This window comes from Vibrio sp. TRT 17S01 (assembly GCF_050113695.1).
GTDB lineage: Bacteria > Pseudomonadota > Gammaproteobacteria > Enterobacterales > Vibrionaceae > Vibrio.
This window is the reverse complement of the sequence record NZ_JBNJOG010000017.1, coordinates 1-18,213: the sequence shown is the minus strand read 5'-3', so window position 1 is coordinate 18,213 and position 18,213 is coordinate 1. Positions and strand designations below refer to the sequence as shown.

20 protein-coding genes are annotated in these 18,213 nt (G+C 45.6%); 11 read left to right on the top strand and 9 right to left on the bottom strand.

What is annotated here, in order from left to right; translation table 11 throughout:
- The first annotated feature begins 62 nt into the window (after nucleotides 1-62).
- Both ACQEXS_RS19260 and trhA read left to right on the top strand, forming a co-directional pair.
- Nucleotides 63-857, top strand: a complete 795-nt coding sequence (locus ACQEXS_RS19260; protein WP_367987732.1) for a sporulation protein — start codon at nucleotides 63-65, stop codon at nucleotides 855-857.
- A 91-nt stretch (nucleotides 858-948) separates the two neighbouring features.
- Entirely contained in the window at nucleotides 949-1,602 is a 654-nt protein-coding gene (gene trhA, locus ACQEXS_RS19255; RefSeq protein WP_427014879.1) for a PAQR family membrane homeostasis protein TrhA, read from the top strand.
- Here the strand turns inward: trhA and ACQEXS_RS19250 are convergent.
- From ACQEXS_RS19250 to def, 6 genes are all read right to left on the bottom strand, one after another.
- On the bottom strand, nucleotides 1,599-2,150 hold the full coding sequence (locus tag ACQEXS_RS19250; protein ID WP_427014878.1) for a DUF3157 family protein: 552 nt from the start codon (nucleotides 2,148-2,150) through the stop codon (nucleotides 1,599-1,601). The genes trhA and ACQEXS_RS19250 overlap by 4 nt on opposite strands.
- Before the next feature lie 11 nt (nucleotides 2,151-2,161).
- Complete coding sequence (locus tag ACQEXS_RS19245) at nucleotides 2,162-3,607, bottom strand: TrkH family potassium uptake protein (protein WP_367987735.1); 1,446 nt, start codon at nucleotides 3,605-3,607, stop codon at nucleotides 2,162-2,164.
- Nucleotides 3,608-3,624: 17 nt separating this feature from the next.
- On the bottom strand, nucleotides 3,625-5,001 hold the full coding sequence (trkA, locus tag ACQEXS_RS19240; protein ID WP_367987736.1) for a Trk system potassium transporter TrkA: 1,377 nt from the start codon (nucleotides 4,999-5,001) through the stop codon (nucleotides 3,625-3,627).
- Nucleotides 5,002-5,079: 78 nt separating this feature from the next.
- Nucleotides 5,080-6,357 carry a 16S rRNA (cytosine(967)-C(5))-methyltransferase RsmB gene (gene rsmB, locus ACQEXS_RS19235; RefSeq protein ID WP_427014877.1) on the bottom strand — a complete coding sequence of 426 codons (1,278 nt, stop codon included), beginning with the start codon at nucleotides 6,355-6,357 and terminating at the stop codon, nucleotides 5,080-5,082.
- Between the two features lie 60 nt (nucleotides 6,358-6,417).
- Complete coding sequence (fmt, locus tag ACQEXS_RS19230) at nucleotides 6,418-7,380, bottom strand: methionyl-tRNA formyltransferase (protein WP_427014876.1); 963 nt, start codon at nucleotides 7,378-7,380, stop codon at nucleotides 6,418-6,420.
- A gap of 26 nt (nucleotides 7,381-7,406) precedes the next feature.
- The gene (gene def, locus ACQEXS_RS19225) at nucleotides 7,407-7,928 is read right to left on the bottom strand and encodes a peptide deformylase (protein WP_427011754.1); all 522 of its coding nucleotides are present in this window, start codon (nucleotides 7,926-7,928) and stop codon (nucleotides 7,407-7,409) included.
- Between the two features lie 182 nt (nucleotides 7,929-8,110).
- Between def and ACQEXS_RS19220 the strand changes: the two genes are divergently transcribed.
- The 5 genes from ACQEXS_RS19220 (at nucleotide 8,111) to ACQEXS_RS19200 (ending at nucleotide 12,740) form a co-directional block, all read left to right on the top strand.
- The gene (locus ACQEXS_RS19220; protein ID WP_427014875.1) at nucleotides 8,111-9,214 is read left to right on the top strand and encodes a LysM peptidoglycan-binding domain-containing protein; all 1,104 of its coding nucleotides are present in this window, start codon (nucleotides 8,111-8,113) and stop codon (nucleotides 9,212-9,214) included.
- A gap of 4 nt (nucleotides 9,215-9,218) precedes the next feature.
- Nucleotides 9,219-10,334: a DNA-processing protein DprA gene (gene dprA / locus ACQEXS_RS19215; RefSeq protein WP_427014906.1), complete on the top strand. Its 1,116-nt coding sequence runs from the start codon at nucleotides 9,219-9,221 to the stop codon at nucleotides 10,332-10,334.
- A 2-nt stretch (nucleotides 10,335-10,336) separates the two neighbouring features.
- Nucleotides 10,337-10,813: a DUF494 family protein gene (locus ACQEXS_RS19210; RefSeq protein ID WP_367987740.1), complete on the top strand. Its 477-nt coding sequence runs from the start codon at nucleotides 10,337-10,339 to the stop codon at nucleotides 10,811-10,813.
- 14 nt (nucleotides 10,814-10,827) lie between these two features.
- Complete coding sequence (locus tag ACQEXS_RS19205; protein ID WP_427014874.1) at nucleotides 10,828-11,391, top strand: topoisomerase DNA-binding C4 zinc finger domain-containing protein; 564 nt, start codon at nucleotides 10,828-10,830, stop codon at nucleotides 11,389-11,391.
- Between the two features lie 191 nt (nucleotides 11,392-11,582).
- On the top strand, nucleotides 11,583-12,740 hold the full coding sequence (locus ACQEXS_RS19200; protein WP_427014873.1) for a glycosyltransferase: 1,158 nt from the start codon (nucleotides 11,583-11,585) through the stop codon (nucleotides 12,738-12,740).
- Nucleotides 12,741-12,798: 58 nt separating this feature from the next.
- On the opposite strand, the gene ACQEXS_RS19195 is transcribed toward ACQEXS_RS19200, so the two are convergent.
- Both ACQEXS_RS19195 and purE read right to left on the bottom strand, forming a co-directional pair.
- Complete coding sequence (locus ACQEXS_RS19195; RefSeq protein WP_427014872.1) at nucleotides 12,799-13,908, bottom strand: 5-(carboxyamino)imidazole ribonucleotide synthase; 1,110 nt, start codon at nucleotides 13,906-13,908, stop codon at nucleotides 12,799-12,801.
- 4 nt (nucleotides 13,909-13,912) lie between these two features.
- A complete protein-coding gene (gene purE / locus ACQEXS_RS19190) occupies nucleotides 13,913-14,398 on the bottom strand; it encodes a 5-(carboxyamino)imidazole ribonucleotide mutase (RefSeq protein WP_427014871.1) in 486 nt (161 codons plus the stop codon).
- Between the two features lie 201 nt (nucleotides 14,399-14,599).
- Between purE and ACQEXS_RS19185 the strand changes: the two genes are divergently transcribed.
- The 4 genes from ACQEXS_RS19185 (at nucleotide 14,600) to ACQEXS_RS19170 (ending at nucleotide 17,280) form a co-directional block, all read left to right on the top strand.
- On the top strand, nucleotides 14,600-15,157 hold the full coding sequence (locus ACQEXS_RS19185; RefSeq protein WP_367987744.1) for an L-threonylcarbamoyladenylate synthase: 558 nt from the start codon (nucleotides 14,600-14,602) through the stop codon (nucleotides 15,155-15,157).
- A 26-nt stretch (nucleotides 15,158-15,183) separates the two neighbouring features.
- Nucleotides 15,184-16,101, top strand: coding sequence for an oxygen-dependent coproporphyrinogen oxidase (gene hemF / locus ACQEXS_RS19180; RefSeq protein WP_427014870.1), 918 nt, complete (start codon nucleotides 15,184-15,186; stop codon nucleotides 16,099-16,101).
- Nucleotides 16,102-16,178: 77 nt separating this feature from the next.
- Nucleotides 16,179-17,012 (top strand): shikimate dehydrogenase, encoded by an 834-nt coding sequence (gene aroE / locus ACQEXS_RS19175; protein ID WP_427014869.1) that lies wholly within the window; start codon nucleotides 16,179-16,181, stop codon nucleotides 17,010-17,012.
- Nucleotide 17,013: 1 nt separating this feature from the next.
- Nucleotides 17,014-17,280: a DUF1488 domain-containing protein gene (locus tag ACQEXS_RS19170; RefSeq protein ID WP_427011747.1), complete on the top strand. Its 267-nt coding sequence runs from the start codon at nucleotides 17,014-17,016 to the stop codon at nucleotides 17,278-17,280.
- Here ACQEXS_RS19170 and ACQEXS_RS19165 read toward each other — a convergent pair.
- The gene (locus ACQEXS_RS19165) at nucleotides 17,273-17,821 is read right to left on the bottom strand and encodes a gamma carbonic anhydrase family protein (protein WP_427014868.1); all 549 of its coding nucleotides are present in this window, start codon (nucleotides 17,819-17,821) and stop codon (nucleotides 17,273-17,275) included. The genes ACQEXS_RS19170 and ACQEXS_RS19165 overlap by 8 nt on opposite strands.
- Between the last annotated feature and the right edge of the window lie 392 nt (nucleotides 17,822-18,213).

Sequence of the window (18,213 nt, the reverse complement as noted above, 5' to 3'; positions counted from 1 at the left end):
GCATAGAGAGATGAGTTGTATTGCTCTGGTGATATGAATGTCAGTTTACCAAGGAGGAGAGCATGTCGTTTTTTAAGAAAACCCTCGCCAGTTTCGGTATTGGTTCGGCAAAAGTAGATTCTGTGCTCCAGCAAGAAACCCTTTTTCCAGGCCAAAAGGTCGCACTCACTATTCATGTGTATGGTGGTTCGGATGAGCAAGACGTAGACAACATTGATGTCAAACTCTGTTGTCGTTATATCAAGGAAGTGCCGGCCAACAACAATGACAACGATCGTCATGGTCGAACAAAACGGGCACCACAAACGTATGTATTGGCCAGTTGGAAATTGCCTTATGCGTTTACCATCGGTGCTGGTGAAACCAGAGACTTTAACGTTGAACTGGATGTGCCATGGAATACGCCAGTGACGATCGGAGATGCCAAAGTTTGGCTCGAAACCGGTTTGGATATCGCTATGGCTATCGATCCAACAGATAAAGATATTCTCACGGTCAGACCTGATCCATTGATGGATGGGATTTTTACTGCATTAGAAGAGCAGGGGCTGCGGATCCGTCAAGTTGAGTGTGAAGCGGTGGATGGTTTTGAACTGCCCTTTGTTCAGGAATTTGAATTTGTACCGACCACAGGACCATATCATGGACGTTGGCGTGAGTTAGAAGTTGTTGCGTATCGGACGGAGCAAGAGCTAAAGCTATGGTTTGAAGTTGATCGTCATCGCGATGGTGCAAAAGGCATGCTGGCGAGTCTACTTGGCATTGGCCAACTCAAACGTGAATTGAGTATTCCATTGCATACGTCTGGAGAGAATGCGGGTCAGATGGTGCTGGATTACCTAGACTCTTCCACGTAACAAAAAGTTAAAACATTTTAGCTTACAAGTGTAAGCTAAAAATGCGATACTCTGGAGTAATCCCTCTAATTTTGCTCCAGAGTGCTCGATTATGTCCTCATCTTCATCTGCTCCTTACTGTGTTAAAGAAGAGATTGCCAATGCCGTCACCCATGGTATCGGAATGATTTTTGGCATTGTTGGTTTAATCTTATTGCTGCTTAAGGCGGTTGAACACAACGCTGATGCACTCACCATCACCAGTATGAGCATTTATGGTGGCAGCATGATTGTGCTGTTTCTTGCCTCAACGCTCTACCACGCAATTCCTATCGAAAAAACAAAACGCGCGCTCAAGACCTTTGATCACTGCGCCATTTATTTATTAATCGCTGGCAGCTACACCCCTTTCTTGTTGGTGAGTTTGCGCACGCCATTGGCAATTGGTCTGATGATTGTGATTTGGAGTATTGCTTTAATTGGCATCATCATGAAAATCGCATTTGTTTATCGCTTCAAAAAGCTATCGTTGATGACGTATCTTTTGATGGGTTGGTTGTCGCTGATCGTGATTTATCAGCTGGCATTAAACCTTGATGTCGGCGGGCTCACCTTACTGGCGGCGGGTGGGATCACCTATTCACTTGGAGTGGTGTTTTATGTGGCGAAGCGCATTCCCTTTAATCATGCAATTTGGCATGGCTTTGTACTCGCAGGATGCGCTTGCCATTTCTTGGCGATCTACTTTTATGTGGATCCGGTTTAACGGGTGATCACTTCGATAATGCGAGCCGACAGTTTAAATTGTTCGGCGTTTTTCACAGGCAGTTTGATCTCTTGCCCTTGCTTCGACTGCTGTGGTCGAAGGTAGGTATCCGCCATTCGTTTGATGGATTTCCACACTGGTATCGTTTCAGTTGCCAGTGGATACCCGTCGGCACTCATTAATGTCACTTCTATGGCAACGAAAATGACCGAAGAAGAGCTCTGATTCGTTAAAGACGCGGGGATGTGTAATTCTCCGTCTTCATAGCGAGCTGCTCCCAATAATACATCCACACCGTAATCAGAAAGTTGCATAGTGTTTCTTTCGCTGCCCACCGTCACTAGGGTGGTATTCGCTGTGATGCTTACTGGTGGAATTGCTGCAACTTGGCTTGTCTCTTTTCCAGATGATGCCGATGCCGCGTGGATATATTGCCAAGTAAAGTCATCATTCAGTTGAACTTGGCGACCATCCGCCAAGGTGACAATTTGTGATGCTAAAATGCATTGACTGGCAAACCAAGTGCCGAGTATCAGCCATTTTTTCATTGTGATTTTCCTTATCTTCGCCAGAAAGCCGGGAAGAAGAGCACAAGTAATGTGAGAATTTCGAGCCTTCCCATTAACATTCCCAAGCTTAGCAGCCATTTTGCCGTATCGGGTAGCGGGGCAAAGTTGCCTGTTGGGCCAATCACGTCCCCCATGCCAGGTCCGACATTGGCGACAGCGGTAATGGCTCCAGAAATGCTGGTTACGGGATCCAGTCCAAGTGCACTCAGTCCACCCGCTAAAACGATGATGGTAATGAAGAAGGTGAGACCAAAAGCGACCACGGAGCGAACAATATCATCATTGACAGGGCGTTGATTGTAGCGCTGGACAAACACCCCAGAAGGATGGATGAGCTTCATCATTTGCTTGTTTAAGAGTGTCATCGCGATTTGAAAACGGAACACTTTGATACCACCCGATGTAGAGCCAGAACAAGCCCCCGCCATCATCAGAAACGCAAATAACGTCGTCGGCAATGCGCCCCAAGCGGTAAAATCTTCCAGACCAAAGCCTGTGGTCGTAACAACGGAAACAATATTAAACATTGAAACCCGCAGAGCATCCATCATGGCATAACCGTCTCGGATCACCAGCCATCCGGCTACGATCAAGCTTGAGCATAGAAATAGCCAAGTAAAACCACGTACTTGAGCATCACTGACTAAAACATTGAGTCGGCGTTTATGCAGTGCGGCGACAAACAGTAAGAATGGCAAACCACCGAGGAACATAAACAGTGTTGCAACCCAGTGAGCACCGTTAGAGAAATGGTTCATCGAACCATCTGATGTTGAATAACCGCCGGTCGACAGTGTGGTGAAAGAGTGGTTAATCGCTTCGAATAAGCTCATGCCCGTCAGTAAGTAACCGAGTAAGCACAATAGCGTTAAGACCAAATACACAGCGACGATGTTTTTTGCGACGGTTTTCGCTCGTGGGCTGGATTTGTCTGACCAATCAGATGATTCGGTGTGGAACAGCTTCATGCCACCAACGTTAAGCATCGGTAGGACCGCAACGGCCATAACAATGAACCCCACACCGCCTAGCCATTGCAGGATAGAACGCCAAAGCAAAATACTCGGCGCCATATTATCTAACCCGCTGAGTACCGTGGAGCCCGTTGTGGTGATGCCAGACATGGTTTCAAAATAAGCATCGGTAAAGCTGATGTGATTAATAAACACAAAAGGCAAGGCAGCAAAGGCACTGGCAATGGTCCAAACCAAACTGGTGATCAAGAACATATCACGCACACTTAGGCGAAAGTTCTCTGTTCGGCCAAAGGTTAAACAGCCGAAAGCCGCGATATGGGTGATCAGTATGGCTTTACCAAACTCTAAGAAGCCACTGGTGCCACTAAAAAATGCCACCAGTGTCGGGATGTACATAAATAGGGCTAGTTTGGAAAGCACTAACCCAATAACAAATAAGACAGGACGAAAGTTGACCATACGTCAACACCTTACAATTACAGGAAGAACGGACTAGGCTGGAACAGCGCCTCGACATCTGGGACATATTTCTTGTCCACAAGGAACATCACCACATGATCATCCTGTTCAATAATGGTGCGATCGTGAGCGATCAGTACTTCTTCGCCACGAACAATAGCGCCAATGGTGGTACCCGGCGGCAGTTTAATATCGCCAATGGCACGACCCACAACTTTGGAGGTGGTTTCATCACCGTGAGCAATGGCTTCAATCGCTTCTGCTGCGCCGCGGCGTAATGAAGATACGTTGACGATGTCAGCACGGCGAACGTGGGTGAGCAGTGCCGAAATCGTGGCCTGTTGAGGAGAGATCGCCACATCAATTACGCCACCTTGCACTAAGTCGACATAGGCTCCGCGTTGGATCAATACCATGGCTTTCTTCGCGCCCATCCGTTTGGCGAGCATGGCCGACATGATGTTGGTTTCGTCTTCATTAGTTAGCGCGATAAACACATCCACTTGATCGATGTTTTCTTCTGTCAGTAGTTCTTGGTCGGCAGCATCACCACAGAACACGATGGTATTTTCCAGCTCTTCAGAAAGTTTTTCGGCGCGCTGGTAGCTGCGTTCAATCAGCTTAACGCTGTAAGTTTGCTCTAAGCGTTTGGCAAGGCTGGCTCCGATGTTACCACCACCGACGATCATAATTCGGCGATAAGGGCGTTCTAGCCGTTGCAGCTCACTCATCACGGAGCGAATGTGGTTACTGGCCGCAACAAAGAACACTTCGTCATCAGCTTCAATCACAGTGGTGCCTTGAGGGCGAATCGGTCGACCTTGACGGAAGATAGCCGCTACGCGGGTATCAATATGCGGCATATGCTCACGCAGTGCAGACAGCGCATTCCCTACAAGCGGTCCGCCATAGTAGGCTTTTACAGCGACAAGGCTAACTTTTTGATCCGCAAAACTGACCACTTGCAATGCACCGGGGTACTGGATTAAGCGCTCAATATAGCTAGTTACAAGCTCTTCTGGTGCGATTAAGTGATCAACCGGTACGGCCCCGGATTGGAATAAGGCTTCTTTTTCGGTCAAATATTGTGGTGAGCGAATCCGTGCAATGCGATTTGGAGTGTTAAACAGAGAGAAGGCGACCTGACATGCTGCCATGTTGGTTTCGTCCATGTTGGTCACGGCGACTAACATGTCGGCATCTTGTGCGCCTGCTTCGCGCAGCACATCTGGGTGGCTGGCGTAGCCGTTTACAACACGTAAATCATATTTATCTTGTAACTCGCGTAAGCGGTCACTGTCTTTATCCACTATGGTGATGTCGTTGTTTTCGCCAACGAGGTTCTCAGCCAGTGTACCACCGACCTGACCTGCACCAAGAATGATGATTTTCATACTGTTTTCTCTATGTTTACCACTGTTTATTCCCCAGAAAACATGGGGAGGCACTCAGAGTGAGCGCCAATGTTTGGTTTACTGCTTGCGCAGTACCGCGTAGTAGAAGCCATCCATATCGTCTTCACCCGGTAGAATTTGTCGACCTGGGTTTTCGATCTCGGACCCTTGAAGCTGAGCTTCTGGGGTACGCTCTAGGAATGCTTTAACCTGATCGCGGTTTTCCTGTGGTGTGATGGAGCATGTTGCGTAAACCAAAGTACCGCCGGGTTTTAGCTGTTGCCACATCGCATCTAAAATTTCACTTTGCAATTCGGCCAGCGCTTGAATGTCTTCTGCTCTGCGTAGCCACTTGATGTCTGGGTGACGACGGATCACACCGGTCGCTGAGCAAGGCGCATCCAGTAGAATGCGATCAAATTGCTCCCCTTGCCACCAATCTTTTGGTTTACGTGCGTCACCGCAAATTACCTGCGCTGTTAGGTTTAAGCGTTGCAAGTTGTCGTGCACCCGTTTCAAACGGTTTTCATCACAATCAATCGCAACAACTTGAGCATTTTGGGTTTGCTCTAATATGTGAGCCGTCTTGCCCCCCGGTGCGGCGCAGCAATCAAGAATAAGTTCGCCATCTTGTGGCTTTAGGTAGTCAATCGACAGCTGTGCCGCCGCGTCTTGTACTGATACCCACCCTTTTTCAAAACCCGGTAGGTTGTACACGTCACATGGCGTGGCTAACTTGATGGCGTCTTCAGCTTGTGAGTGCGTGGTGTGCTCAATGCTTGCATTGCTTAGGAGTTGAACATACTCATCACGTGTATGGTGCTGGTGGTTTACGCGCAGCCACATTGGTGCTTTGTTGTTATTGGCTTCAACAATGTTTTCCCATTGCTCTGGATAGGCTTGTTTGAGCAGCTTAAGTAGCCAGCCTGGGTGACCGTATTTGCCTGCATCATGGCTAACTGCAAATGCATCCAACTCTTCTTGGCTGCGTTGATAGTTGCGTAGCACGGCGTTGATCAAACCACGTAATCGAGGCCCTTTCAGTGCCTTAGTTCCTTCAACGGTTTCCCCCACGGCCGCATGCGCTGGAATACGCATAAAGCTGAGTTGATAAATTCCCACTAAGATCAGGTGATGGAAAACGCGTTGTTTGCCTTTGAGTGGCTTATCCATCAATTGACCAGCGATAGACTCTAAACGAGGTAGGTAGCGTAGTGCGCCGTAGCAAATCTCTTGCAGCAGTGCATGATCGCGGGGTTTGATGTGTTGTTGAGCCGCAGGAAGAGCGTTGGAAAGTGACTGACCTTTATCGACAACCTGAAAAAGGACATTGGCCGCAGCAGCGCGAACATTCATAAGATCACCATAAAAATATGAGGGCATCTCTGCCCTCTAAAAGTTCTGATAAATTAAGGATTATTCGGATTCAATGGAGCTAAGTACGCTGCCAACTTCAAACCAGTTAGCGCGAGCATTGAGAATATCCTGTACTGGCATGGCTTTTTTGCCCGGCACTTGTAATTGCTCTAGCACTAAAACACCTTTACCCGTTGCGACATAGATACCGCTTTTATCCGCTTGGATAATGGTACCAGCAGGTTTTGTGCTGTCTTGCTCAGCAACATGGCTTTGCCAGACTTTAATGCTGTTTTCTGCCGCCTCAAAGTGGCTCATCGGCCATGGGTTAAAGGCGCGAATGCAGCGTTCTATATGTTCTGCGTCATCGTGCCAGTTGATGCGTGCTTCTTCTTTGCTTAGCTTTTTCGCGTAGTTCGCCAGCTCATCATTCTGCTTTTCAGGAATGGCTTTACCTTCCGTGATATCTGCTAAACATTCGACTAATGCATCTGGGCCAAGCTCAGCCAATTTCTCATACATGATTGCGCTCGTGTCGGTGGCTTCGATAGGCAAGGTTGCAATCTTAAGCATATCGCCAGTATCTAGACCAATATCCATCTGCATGATGGTGACGCCTGTCTCTTTATCTCCCGCCCAAATTGAGCGTTGAATCGGCGCTGCACCACGCCAACGAGGTAAAATAGAACCATGAACGTTGATACAACCAAGCTTTGGTGTATCGAGTACCGCTTGAGGAAGCAATAGGCCGTAAGCCACAACAACCATAAGATCTGCATTGAGGTCAGCAAGCGCTTGCTTTGCTTCATCTGATTTGAAGTTTTCTGGTTGGTAAACCGGAATATTATGCTCAAGGGCAATGTTCTTCACTGGGCTTGCAGTCAGTTTTTTACCTCGACCAGCAGGGCGATCTGGCTGCGTGTAAACAGCAATAACTTCATGCTCCGAAGACAACAACGCCGCCAAATGACGGGCGGCGAAATCCGGAGTACCAGCAAAAACAATTTTTAATGGTTTGCTCAAGGTACATTCCTTTTGTGAGTTAGCGGTTAAGCTCTGTTTGCGTTTTTCTCGTTGTAGCGCTTAATTTTGGCTAGCTTGTCTTGAATGCGCTTACGCTTCAGAGGCGAAAGGTAATCGACAAAAAGTTTGCCTTCTAAATGGTCAAGCTCATGCTGCACACAAATCGCTAATAGATCGTCAGCATCAAAGGTGTACTCTTTGCCATCGCGATCTAGGGCTTTAACGCTTACTTCCGCTGCGCGAGGAACCAGCGCTCTAGCACCTGGGACAGAAAGACAGCCTTCTTCAATGCCATCTTCACCGCGTTTTTCAGTGATCTCTGGGTTGATCAGAACTCGTGGTTCATCACGGGTTTCAGAAATATCGATCACGACAATACGTTGGTGAATATCAACCTGAGTTGCTGCTAGGCCAATACCTTCTTCGTCGTACATGGTTTCTAGCATGTCATCGACGATTTTTTGGATCTCTGGAGTCACGGCTTCTACCGGCTTTGCCACGGTACGAAGACGATCATCTGGGAATGTTAATACTTGTAATACAGACATATACACTCGAAATGTTGAACTGTGCCGAATCAGGATAAACCTCGTTGGCTCAATTCTAGACATTTTACAACCCAAATGACAGCATCATTACGTTTTTTGAACAGGTTTCTCTTTCTTTGCCCGGGTTTGGGCTGAGACCTTTTTACTCACAATGTAGTTAAGCTAGCCAAGGATTTGCAGGTATGTCTCGTATTTTGAGTTATTCCGCCAGTACATTACTTTCATTAGTTATGTCCGCCTCAGTATTTGCAGGCGAAAGTGAAGCACCTCTAACCGTCAAGGAGGATGCCCCTAAAACCTATACCGTGATTAAAGGGGACACGCTGTGGGATATTTCGGCGATGTATCTTGATAGCCCTTGGCTCTGGCCTCGCTTGTGGCAAGTTAACCCAGATATCGATAATCCACATTTGATCTATCCCGGAGATAAGCTGAGTTTGATTTGGCGTAATGGCCAGCCTGTCTTGAGCTTAAAGTCGATGGTGAAGCTAAGCCCCAAAGTTCGTGTTTTGGAAAAAGAAGCGGTACCGACGCTTAATAAAGGTCTTGTACTTCCTTATCTCGAATCGGATCGTTTGATCGACAAAGCTGAGCTGGATAAAAGCGAACGCGTTTTGGGTTCAAGTAAAGGTAAAAAATATCTAACGCAACAAGAGCTGCTATACATCAGTGGTAGTCATACACATACAGAATGGAGCATTTATCGTCCGGTTGCAGAGTTTGAGCGCGATGAGCAGGTGATGATCGCATTAAAGCGAGTCGCCAGTGCCAAATTGGTCGAATCGGACGAGGGAATGACAGGCTTGTCTGTACTCAATCAGGTGCAGGAAGTTCAGGTGGATGATATTGCGCTGCCTGATGTGGGTATTGAAATCCTCAATCTTTCAACCACGTTTTACCCAGTACCATCACCTGAGAACAGTGTGGCCCATATCCTAGGGTCTCTGGATGGTAGCCAGTATGTGGGCCAGAATCAGGTTGTTGTGATCGATCGTGGTGAAGAAGATGACTTGCGTCAAGGCAGTATGTTTGAGCTGTATGAGATCGGTAGTCATGTGGTTGGTAAAAAGCATCAGTCGCAACAACTGAGTCAAGCAAGTGATGACAAGCTAAAATTACCAGATACCAAAGTGGGTAACTTGATGGTGATCCGCCCATATCCACATTTCAGTTTAGCGCTGGTGACGCAGAGTACCCAACCGATTGGTAAAGCAACCGAGGCTCGTGCTCCAATCATCGAAGCAGAGACCGTTGCAGTGGAGCCTGTCGCTGAAAGTGCCAATTAATGCTATGAATCAGCAGGAGTTGAGCGCTTGGTTAACGTTGCATTTTACCCCGGGACTTGGGCCTAAAACGATAAGCAAACTGCGCAGCGCCAATCCATTAACAAAAATCGTGGCTTCTAATGCCACGATTTTGCGTTCTATGGGATTAAAAGAGAAGCAGATCGCATTCATCCATACTCAAGCTGATGCGCTGGTGACATCAGCATTGCAATGGTTGGATGCTATGCCAGATCGCCACATCATCACACTTGAATCACCAGAATATCCACCGCTGCTAAAACAAATTCCTGCTGCGCCACCAGTGTTGTTCGTTCAAGGACAAATAGAATGCTTAATCCAGCCTCAAATTGGTATTGTCGGTAGCCGTAATGCCAGTATTGATGGTCAGCAAGCGGCAACCCACTTTGCTGGAGAATTAGTTGAACAAAATATGATTGTGACTAGCGGTCTGGCGCTTGGGATTGATGGCTTTGCTCATGACGGTGCATTGCGGCGCCAAGGTAAGACGATTGCCGTATTGGGATCTGGCCTTAATCATATTTATCCGGCACGACATAAAAAACTCGCACAGCGTATTTTAGAAAACGGTGCGTTGATTTCTGAATTTCATCCAGATACTAAGCCAAGACCAGAGAACTTTCCGCGCCGCAATCGCATCATTAGTGGCTTGTCGATGGGGGTGCTGGTGGTAGAAGCGGCAGAAAAAAGTGGCTCGTTAATTACAGCGCGCTATGCCGCAGAGCAAAGCCGAGAAGTGTTTGTGGTGCCCGGGTCTATTCACAATGTGATGAGCCGAGGTAGTAACCTATTGATAAAACAAGGTGCTTGCCTCGTTCAGAATATTGAAGATATTTTAAATGAAATTGATCACCTGTTAGAGTGGTCTAAATCAGTAACAGTGCCAATTCAAGCTTCACTTTTTGAACAAATTGATAGCAAAGAAGAATTGCCATTTCCTCAGCTGTTAGCTAACGTAGGAAGTAAGGCTACACCAGTTGATATTCTTGCAAGCAGGACCCATATACCTGTTCAAGAAGTCATGATGCAGCTCTTAGAGTTAGAGCTCTTAGGGCATGTTGTTGCAGTTTCAGGTGGCTATATTCGAAAGGGGAGGGGCTAGCTATGATGATGGATATTCTTATGTATCTATTCGAGACTTACATCCATAGCGATGCGGAGTTACAGGTAAATCAGGACGAGCTCGAAGAAGAGCTACAACGTGCTGGTTTTCACCAGCAAGACATTTATAAAGCCCTGATCTGGCTTGAAGAGCTGGCTGCGTTGCAGCAAAGTGATGAGCATTCGGCAATTTCTGTCAGCAGTGCAGCGTCAACTCGAATTTATACGAATCGAGAGCGTGAACGCTTGGATATAGAATGCCGTGGCTTTCTAATGTTCCTTGAGCAGGTCAATGTACTTACCACAGAAACTCGAGAAATGGTCATTGATCGAGTCATGGGGTTAGAAACTGATGAATTTGAATTGGATGATCTAAAGTGGATTGTTCTGATGGTGCTGTTCAATGTGCCGGGGAATGAAAACGCTTATACGCTAATGGAAGAGCTACTGTACACCAAAGAGCAAGGTATCTTGCATTGAGCTGATTTTCCATTATGAGCCATAAAATCGATAACACCTTGTTCAGTGCTCACGAACATGCACTAGAACATGAGCCTTGTCCATCCTGTGGCGGAGAGCTTACTCTTCGCCATGGTAAACACGGCCCTTTTCTGGGCTGTAATCAATACCCTACCTGTGAGTACATTCGCCCTTTACATCAAAATGATGGACATATTGTTAAGGAGCTCGGGGTTGCCTGTCCGGAGTGTCAGCATGAACTCGTATTGCGCCAAGGCCGATATGGCATGTTTGTAGGGTGCAGCAATTACCCTGACTGCCATCATATTGAATCCCTCAATCAGCCCGAACCAGAGCAGTCGGCTCAAGAAAGCCATATGTGTCCTGAGTGTGGTAAAGGTCATTTAGTTGAACGTAAAACACGTTTTGGAAAAGTTTTTTACGCTTGTGATAACTACCCAAAATGCAAGTTCGCGGTGAACCTGCCCCCAGTAAAAGGCCACTGTGAAGTATGTGGCTTCCCTTTGCTGGTTGAGAAGAAGCTAGCAAGCGGTGTGAAGCTGCAATGTGCTAAGCGTAAATGTCAGCAGGCTCAATAATTCTACTAAGTTCTATACGATATTTTTTGCTAGCTTGAGATAAGCAATTATCTAATTGGCTGTCTTATTATTGAGTACTTCTAAGTGATAACCTATGGCGAAATTTTAACACGCCCTGATTCCTATGCTTTTATGTCGAATGTAGCGGAGTAATAGTGGATTTAGATGGGTAATTGTGTAGGAAGTTGTTCATGAGAATTGGTTTATCTAGGTTTGGGTATCCTGAAAAGCGTTGTATTACAGGCACATCACATTATGAGACTGTGAACCTTAGGAACTTTAATGCTGCACGTTATCTCAGTTTCATCAAGCAGAAGTTATCTATTCCTCAGGATATGTATAAATTTCACCCTTTCTATGAAAGAAAAGACATTGATGCTTATCTGTTTTTTAACGACGTGAGTCCAACCCGTAAAAACTGGGTCAGTATCTTTGAGACCATGATACCAAGACATCACTCTGTTATTGATTTTCATCGTTTTAACTCTATTGATGCTGCATTTCTATCGAATGCTTCTCTTAAGGGGCGTATTGCTACGATGGCAAATGACAGCTGTCTCGGTATCAATGCGCTATCTGAAAGTGCGAAAAAGATACAGTTAGCATTGCTTGACTTTTATCCTGAATATAAAGAAAAGATAGCGAATAAGCTGACGGTTACCCATGCACCTCAAGAACTAATCCATAATAGTGTCGAAAAGAATTTTAATGACTGCCTTGAGTTTATCTATATTGGACGCGATTTTTACCGAAAAGGTGGAGCCGAAGCTGTACTTGCCTTTGATGAATTAGTAAATGAGGGAATTCTTGGACATTCGGATTTTAAGTTGACCTTGATAGGTAGCTTTGATTTACGTAGTAACTATGCGTTAGGTAAATTTGATGATAGCACTGAGTTTCATAGTCGTGTGGAAAAGATAATCGACAATCACCCTTCTATGACAATGCTAAAAGAAGTCCCTAATCAACAGGTTATTGAAATGATCAAGAATCATCATGTTGGTTTGTTACCAACGTGGGCGGATACTTATGGTTATTCTGTGTTGGAGATGCAAGCTGCAGGTTTGCCTGTAATTACTACGGATGTTCGAGCATTACCTGAAATTAACTACTCAGATCTATTGATTCCGGTAGAACAAAATCAATTTAAAGAAATAGTGGTCACTTCTAATCAATCGCGAGAAGAGCACCGACGTATCATCATTGATGGTATTAAAGAGCGTGTGAAAGCTGTGTTTGATGATCGTAGTCTCATTAGTAACCCCAATACGCTATTGGACAAGATGAAACAACATCATGATCCTGAAACGTATTACGCCGCACTTTATAAGCAAATATCTCAACGCTAAACAAAAAAAGAGATGCTTTAATTAAAGCATCTCTTTTTATTGGATGTCACGGATGTCTTTATTTTAGAGCTGGAAATTTATCAATACCTAAAGAAAGAGCTAATGCATTTAAGCGTCGTTGAAGCTCACCAGAATAGTCACCGCATACGTTAATGTGTCCCATCTTACGACCAGTACGTTTTTCTTTACCATACCAATGAACGTGTACCCCTGGCTGGTGATATACCGCTTCTGGTAACGCATCTTCGCCAAGGATATTAATCATCGACGTTTCACGGATCAGTTTTGTGCTGCCTAAAGGCATGCCACACACAGCACGTAGGTGGTTCTCAAACTGACAGGTTTCTGCCCCTTGTTGTGTCCAATGACCTGAATTGTGTACGCGTGGTGCAATTTCATTCACTAGCAAAGAACCGTCTACATCAAAGAATTCTAATGCCAGTACGCCCACATAATTTAAACTCTCAGCAACAGCAGTAAACATTTGTTGTGCTTGAGCCTGTAGCTCAGGTGCGTCGATGGCCGTTGACAGACTCAACACCCCATTTGTATGGATATTTTCTGCCAGTGGATAGACTTCAACGGTACCATCTTTACCTCGTGCGCCCACCAAAGAGACTTCTCGACTAAATGGAACAAACTCTTCAGCAACAATTGCCTGTGTCGGTGTCGCTGCGATACATTCCGCCATTTCCATCCAGATGGCATCGGTTTGGGTGGCTTCTTTTAAACGCCATTGGCCTTTACCATCGTAACCACCCAAAGCGCTTTTGAGCACCATAGGCATACCCACATGCTCTATCGCACGATCAAAGTCTTCGCGTGTTTGGATGACATAGTATTTGGCATTACGCACATGTGCGTGATCAAGAAGTGCTTTTTCTAAACGGCGGTCGCCGCCAGCTTTAATTGCTTCTGTGCTGGGTAGAAACTTACCACTCGCTTCACAAACACCAAGTACATCATGTGGGATATGTTCAAATTCAGCAGTGATCACATCCACTTGTTCAATAGCGTTTTCTAGGCTGTGACCGAGAATATGTTGAGTGAGTGGGTGAACCACATGACCGCTTGTGACATCGTAAGCGGAAATTTGAATATTGAGTGGAGCTCCTGCCAATGACATCATTCGAGCGAGTTGACCAGCACCTAAAACCAGTACATGCATGGGATTAATCCTCGGCTGGGTTTGGATTGGCAAGTACGGTCTCCGTTTGCTCACTTCGGAAAGCTTCAACTTTAGCCATAATAGCCTCATCATGAATGCCGAGAATTTGCGCCGCTAGGATCCCGGCGTTTGCAGCACCTGCTTCACCAATGGCAAGAGTTCCAACAGCAATACCTTTGGGCATTTGTACGATTGAAAGTAGAGAGTCCATGCCTTTTAAAGCTCGTGATTGTACGGGAACGCCAAGTACGGGAATACTCGTGAATGCAGCAGCCATACCCGGTAGATGGGCGGCACCGCCAGCGCCAGCAATAATCACTTTAATACCACGCTCTTTAGCGCTGGAAGCATAATCGGCAAGAAGTTGAGGAGTACGGTGTGCAGAAACTACTTTTGTTTCGTAAGGTACGCCAAATTGATCTAGCATGTCAGCGGCCAGCTTCATGGTTGGCCAGTCAGATTTTGAACCCATGATGATACCGACTTTCATCTCAAACTCCTTCAAGCTACAAAATTGGGTGAGCAGATAAATTTTGTGGGCATTATACGGGGTTTTTAGCCTTAAGCAAACGTTTGCGTGCTTGGTCTAATTTAGGTTGATACATTTTATAAACAAATAGATTTAGTCTCTTTGGTTGATTATTTGTAAACTTAACAACATAACAGCGAATAAAGACATAGGAAGTACTTGGTGGATAATTTTGAACAAGCACTCAACGCACTCCAACAAGGAGAAGTAATTGCCTACCCGACAGAAGGGGTATTTGGGGTAGGGTGTGATCCGGACAACCCTGAAGCCATCCAAAAATTGCTGACTCTTAAGCAGCGTCCAGTAGAAAAAGGTCTCATTTTGATTGCTGCCAGCTACGAGCAGCTATTGCCATATATTGATGAAACCCAGTTGACCGCTGAGCAGCTAAGCACCGTGCAAGCTACGTGGCCTGGCCCTGTGACTTGGATTATGCCATGTAGTGATAAGGTATCTCATTGGGTTTCTGGGCAATTTGATTCAATTGCAGTGCGCGTAACGGATCATCCTTTGGTGCAAAAAATGTGTAATGCGTTTGGAAAGCCGCTAACCTCTACCAGTGCCAATCTTACTGGGCAACCTCCTTGTATGACGACAGAAGAAGTTGAATTGCAATTAGGTGAGCGACTTGTGGCGATCTTACATGGTGAAACCAGTGGTCGTAACAAACCCAGTGAAATTCGCGACGCCAAAACATCCCAAATATTAAGACAGGGTTAACTCTGCATTTTTAAGGTAAGGAAAGCATGTCAACAATCGATAAACACGCCGTAAAACAGTTTCTAATGGAGCTCCAAGACACCATTTGCCATCAATTGGAGCAAGAGGATGGCCAAGCGGAGTTTATCGAAGATGCTTGGCATCGAGAGCCGGGAGATAAGCTAGGAGGAGGCGGTCGATCTCGTGTCATGCGTGAAGGTGCCATTTTTGAGCAAGGTGGTGTGAACTTTTCCCATGTGGTTGGAAAAGAAATGCCAGCTTCAGCGACAGCGCATCGTCCTGAGTTGGCTGGGCGCCGTTTTGAGGCGATGGGGGTTTCCTTAGTCATGCACCCCAAAAACCCTTATGTGCCCACTTCTCACGCTAACGTGCGTTTCTTCATTGCCGAAAAAGAAGGCGAGGCACCAATTTGGTGGTTTGGTGGTGGGTTTGACCTAACGCCATTCTACCCCTTTGAAGAAGACTGCCAATTCTGGCATAACACAGCAAAAGAGCTGTGTGAACCATTTGGGCATGATGTTTACTCTGAACACAAAGCTTGGTGTGATAAGTATTTTTACTTGCCACACCGTGAAGAAACACGAGGTGTCGGTGGCCTATTTTTTGATGATCTAAATCAGTGGCCATTCGACAAGTGTTTTGAATACATAAAAGCCGTTGGTCATGGTTACACAGCAGCTTACCTGCCAATCGTTGACCGCCGTAAAGAGACACCCTATGGAGAACGTGAGCGTCAATTCCAGCTGTATCGCCGAGGCCGCTATGTGGAATTTAATTTAGTCTATGATCGCGGAACGCTATTTGGTTTGCAAAGTGGTGGACGAACAGAATCTATCTTGATGTCGATGCCGCCTTTAGCTCGATGGGAATATGGTTATCAAGTTGAATCAGGTTCCGCTGAAGCTGAGCTTTACGAGCGTTACCTCAAACCACGAGATTGGTAACACTTTCCTCCTGATATGAAATAGTGATAGGGTCAACTAAGTTAAGTTGACCCTTTTGCATTTTGGTAGGTAAGGATATGACACAGCAAGTAGACCGTTATGCCGTTTTTGGTAATCCGATTGGACACAGTAAATCGCCTTTTATTCATGCGTTATTTGCTCGTCAAACAAATCAACCATTGATCTACAGTGCTGAGTTGGCGCCTGTTGGCGAGTTTTCCAGTGCTGCTAAAATGTTTTTTGCTACGGGCGGTAAAGGTTGCAATGTTACCGTACCATTTAAAGAAGAAGCGTATCAGTTTGCAACCCGTCTGACAGAACGTGCTCAGCTTGCGGGCGCGGTGAATACACTCAAGAAGCTGGATGATGGTGACATCATTGGTGATAACACCGATGGGGAAGGGTTGGTTCAAGATTTACTACAACATCAAGTTCCCCTTGAAGGCGCACGAATATTACTGATCGGTGCAGGGGGCGCGGCAAGAGGTGTTATCAAACCATTAATCGATCAAAAACCATCTCAAATTATAATCACCAACCGCACACTTGCTAAAGCGCAGCAACTTGCAGAGTTATTCTCCCCTTTCGGGAAAATAGAGGCTGTAGCGATGGAAGACATTACAGACAGCTTTGATGTAGTGATTAATTCGACGTCTGCAAGTTTAAGTGGTGATGTACCAGCGATCTCCAACCACATATTCGCTACACATACCTATGCCTACGACATGATGTATGGTTCTGGTCAAACTGTCTTTAATCAATGGGCTTTGGAGAGCGGCGCAGGAGCGGCTTATGATGGTCTTGGCATGCTAGTTGGTCAAGCGGCAGAAAGCTTTATGTTGTGGCGAGGATTAAGGCCAGGTACAAAACAAGTTTTACGAGAATTGCGTAAGAACTTAGAAGGTATTTAACGTGAATCAGTCAATCTTATTTCCTGACATTCAATCATGGGATGCGGAGCTACGGACAATCCGATTTCCTGCTCAATACAGTGGTGCGCTTATAGAGTGCATACTCACAAGCGCAGAGCTGGAAAAAATAGCGGGTACAAAAATAGAGGGGGAACAGCAAGCCCTTGAGATTTTCAACCAAAACCGCTTTGAGATTGAGGAGCTTGCCGAAACACTGATCGAAGAAGAAGTATTTACACCGGAAGGTGTTATTGAGGTGGTTAGTTAAGCTCTTTTACTTGGTTTAAATAATCATCTTTATTTTGTACATAATTGTCGGCAGACTTTTGTAAGAAAGCTCGTTCTTTGTCAGTTAAAAGGCGGGCTTTCTTTACCGGACTACCTACATAAAGGTAGCCACTCTCTAAGACCTTACCCGGTGGAACCAAACTTCCAGCACCAACCATCACATCTTGTTCGATAATTGCAGCATCCAAAACAATTGCCCCCATTCCCACTAGAACTCGATCTTTAATGATGCAACCATGCAGCATGACTTTATGACCAACAGTAACGTCATTACCAATAATCAATGGATAACCATTAGGGTTCTCCTCATTTTTATGAGTAACGTGTAAGACACTGCCATCTTGAATATTAGTGCGTTTACCAATGTGGATGTGGTTGACATCACCTCTTGCCGCGACTAAAGGCCAAATACTAGAATCATCCCCAATTTTAATGTCACCCACTAACACTGCGCTGCTATCTATATATACGCGTTGGCTGATTTGCGGTTGGATACCTTTGTAACTGCGTAGTGAGCTCATTTTTTATCCTTTATTAGTAGTGTTCTAGCCTATTACGACATAGAAAAGTAATGAAAATAGGTACTTTTGAATAGAAAATACTCAAACAGCAAAAAAATCAAAAAAAACTGCAAAAAGGGCTTGCCAATGTGATGGTGATCTCTATAATGCCCCCTCGCTGACACGGCAACGCTTCGAAAGAAACGAAAGCCAAGCCAGCAGGTCAATTAGCCAAGCGGAAACGCTTGATAAAAAGTTTGAAAAAAGTGGTTGACACTAAAACTTAACTCGCTAGAATGACCGCCTCTTCCGAAGTGATGTGAGTCACAAAGAAGAAAAGCTCTTTAACAATATAAACCTATCAATCTGTGTGGGCACTCGTTGATGATAATCCAATTAGAAGCTTCGGCTTC

Coding starts and splice junctions, on each gene's coding strand:
- ACQEXS_RS19260 (WP_367987732.1), top strand. CDS start 63: ATGTCGTTTTTTAAGAAAACCCTCGCCAGTTTCGGTATTGGTTCGGCA.
- trhA (WP_427014879.1), top strand. CDS start 949: ATGTCCTCATCTTCATCTGCTCCTTACTGTGTTAAAGAAGAGATTGCC.
- ACQEXS_RS19250 (WP_427014878.1), bottom strand. CDS start 2,150: ATGAAAAAATGGCTGATACTCGGCACTTGGTTTGCCAGTCAATGCATT.
- ACQEXS_RS19245 (WP_367987735.1), bottom strand. CDS start 3,607: ATGGTCAACTTTCGTCCTGTCTTATTTGTTATTGGGTTAGTGCTTTCC.
- trkA (WP_367987736.1), bottom strand. CDS start 5,001: ATGAAAATCATCATTCTTGGTGCAGGTCAGGTCGGTGGTACACTGGCT.
- rsmB (WP_427014877.1), bottom strand. CDS start 6,357: ATGAATGTTCGCGCTGCTGCGGCCAATGTCCTTTTTCAGGTTGTCGAT.
- def (WP_427011754.1), bottom strand. CDS start 7,928: ATGTCTGTATTACAAGTATTAACATTCCCAGATGATCGTCTTCGTACC.
- ACQEXS_RS19220 (WP_427014875.1), top strand. CDS start 8,111: ATGTCTCGTATTTTGAGTTATTCCGCCAGTACATTACTTTCATTAGTT.
- dprA (WP_427014906.1), top strand. CDS start 9,219: ATGAATCAGCAGGAGTTGAGCGCTTGGTTAACGTTGCATTTTACCCCG.
- ACQEXS_RS19210 (WP_367987740.1), top strand. CDS start 10,337: ATGATGATGGATATTCTTATGTATCTATTCGAGACTTACATCCATAGC.
- ACQEXS_RS19205 (WP_427014874.1), top strand. CDS start 10,828: ATGAGCCATAAAATCGATAACACCTTGTTCAGTGCTCACGAACATGCA.
- ACQEXS_RS19200 (WP_427014873.1), top strand. CDS start 11,583: ATGAGAATTGGTTTATCTAGGTTTGGGTATCCTGAAAAGCGTTGTATT.
- ACQEXS_RS19195 (WP_427014872.1), bottom strand. CDS start 13,908: ATGCATGTACTGGTTTTAGGTGCTGGTCAACTCGCTCGAATGATGTCA.
- purE (WP_427014871.1), bottom strand. CDS start 14,398: ATGAAAGTCGGTATCATCATGGGTTCAAAATCTGACTGGCCAACCATG.
- hemF (WP_427014870.1), top strand. CDS start 15,184: ATGTCAACAATCGATAAACACGCCGTAAAACAGTTTCTAATGGAGCTC.
- aroE (WP_427014869.1), top strand. CDS start 16,179: ATGACACAGCAAGTAGACCGTTATGCCGTTTTTGGTAATCCGATTGGA.
- ACQEXS_RS19165 (WP_427014868.1), bottom strand. CDS start 17,821: ATGAGCTCACTACGCAGTTACAAAGGTATCCAACCGCAAATCAGCCAA.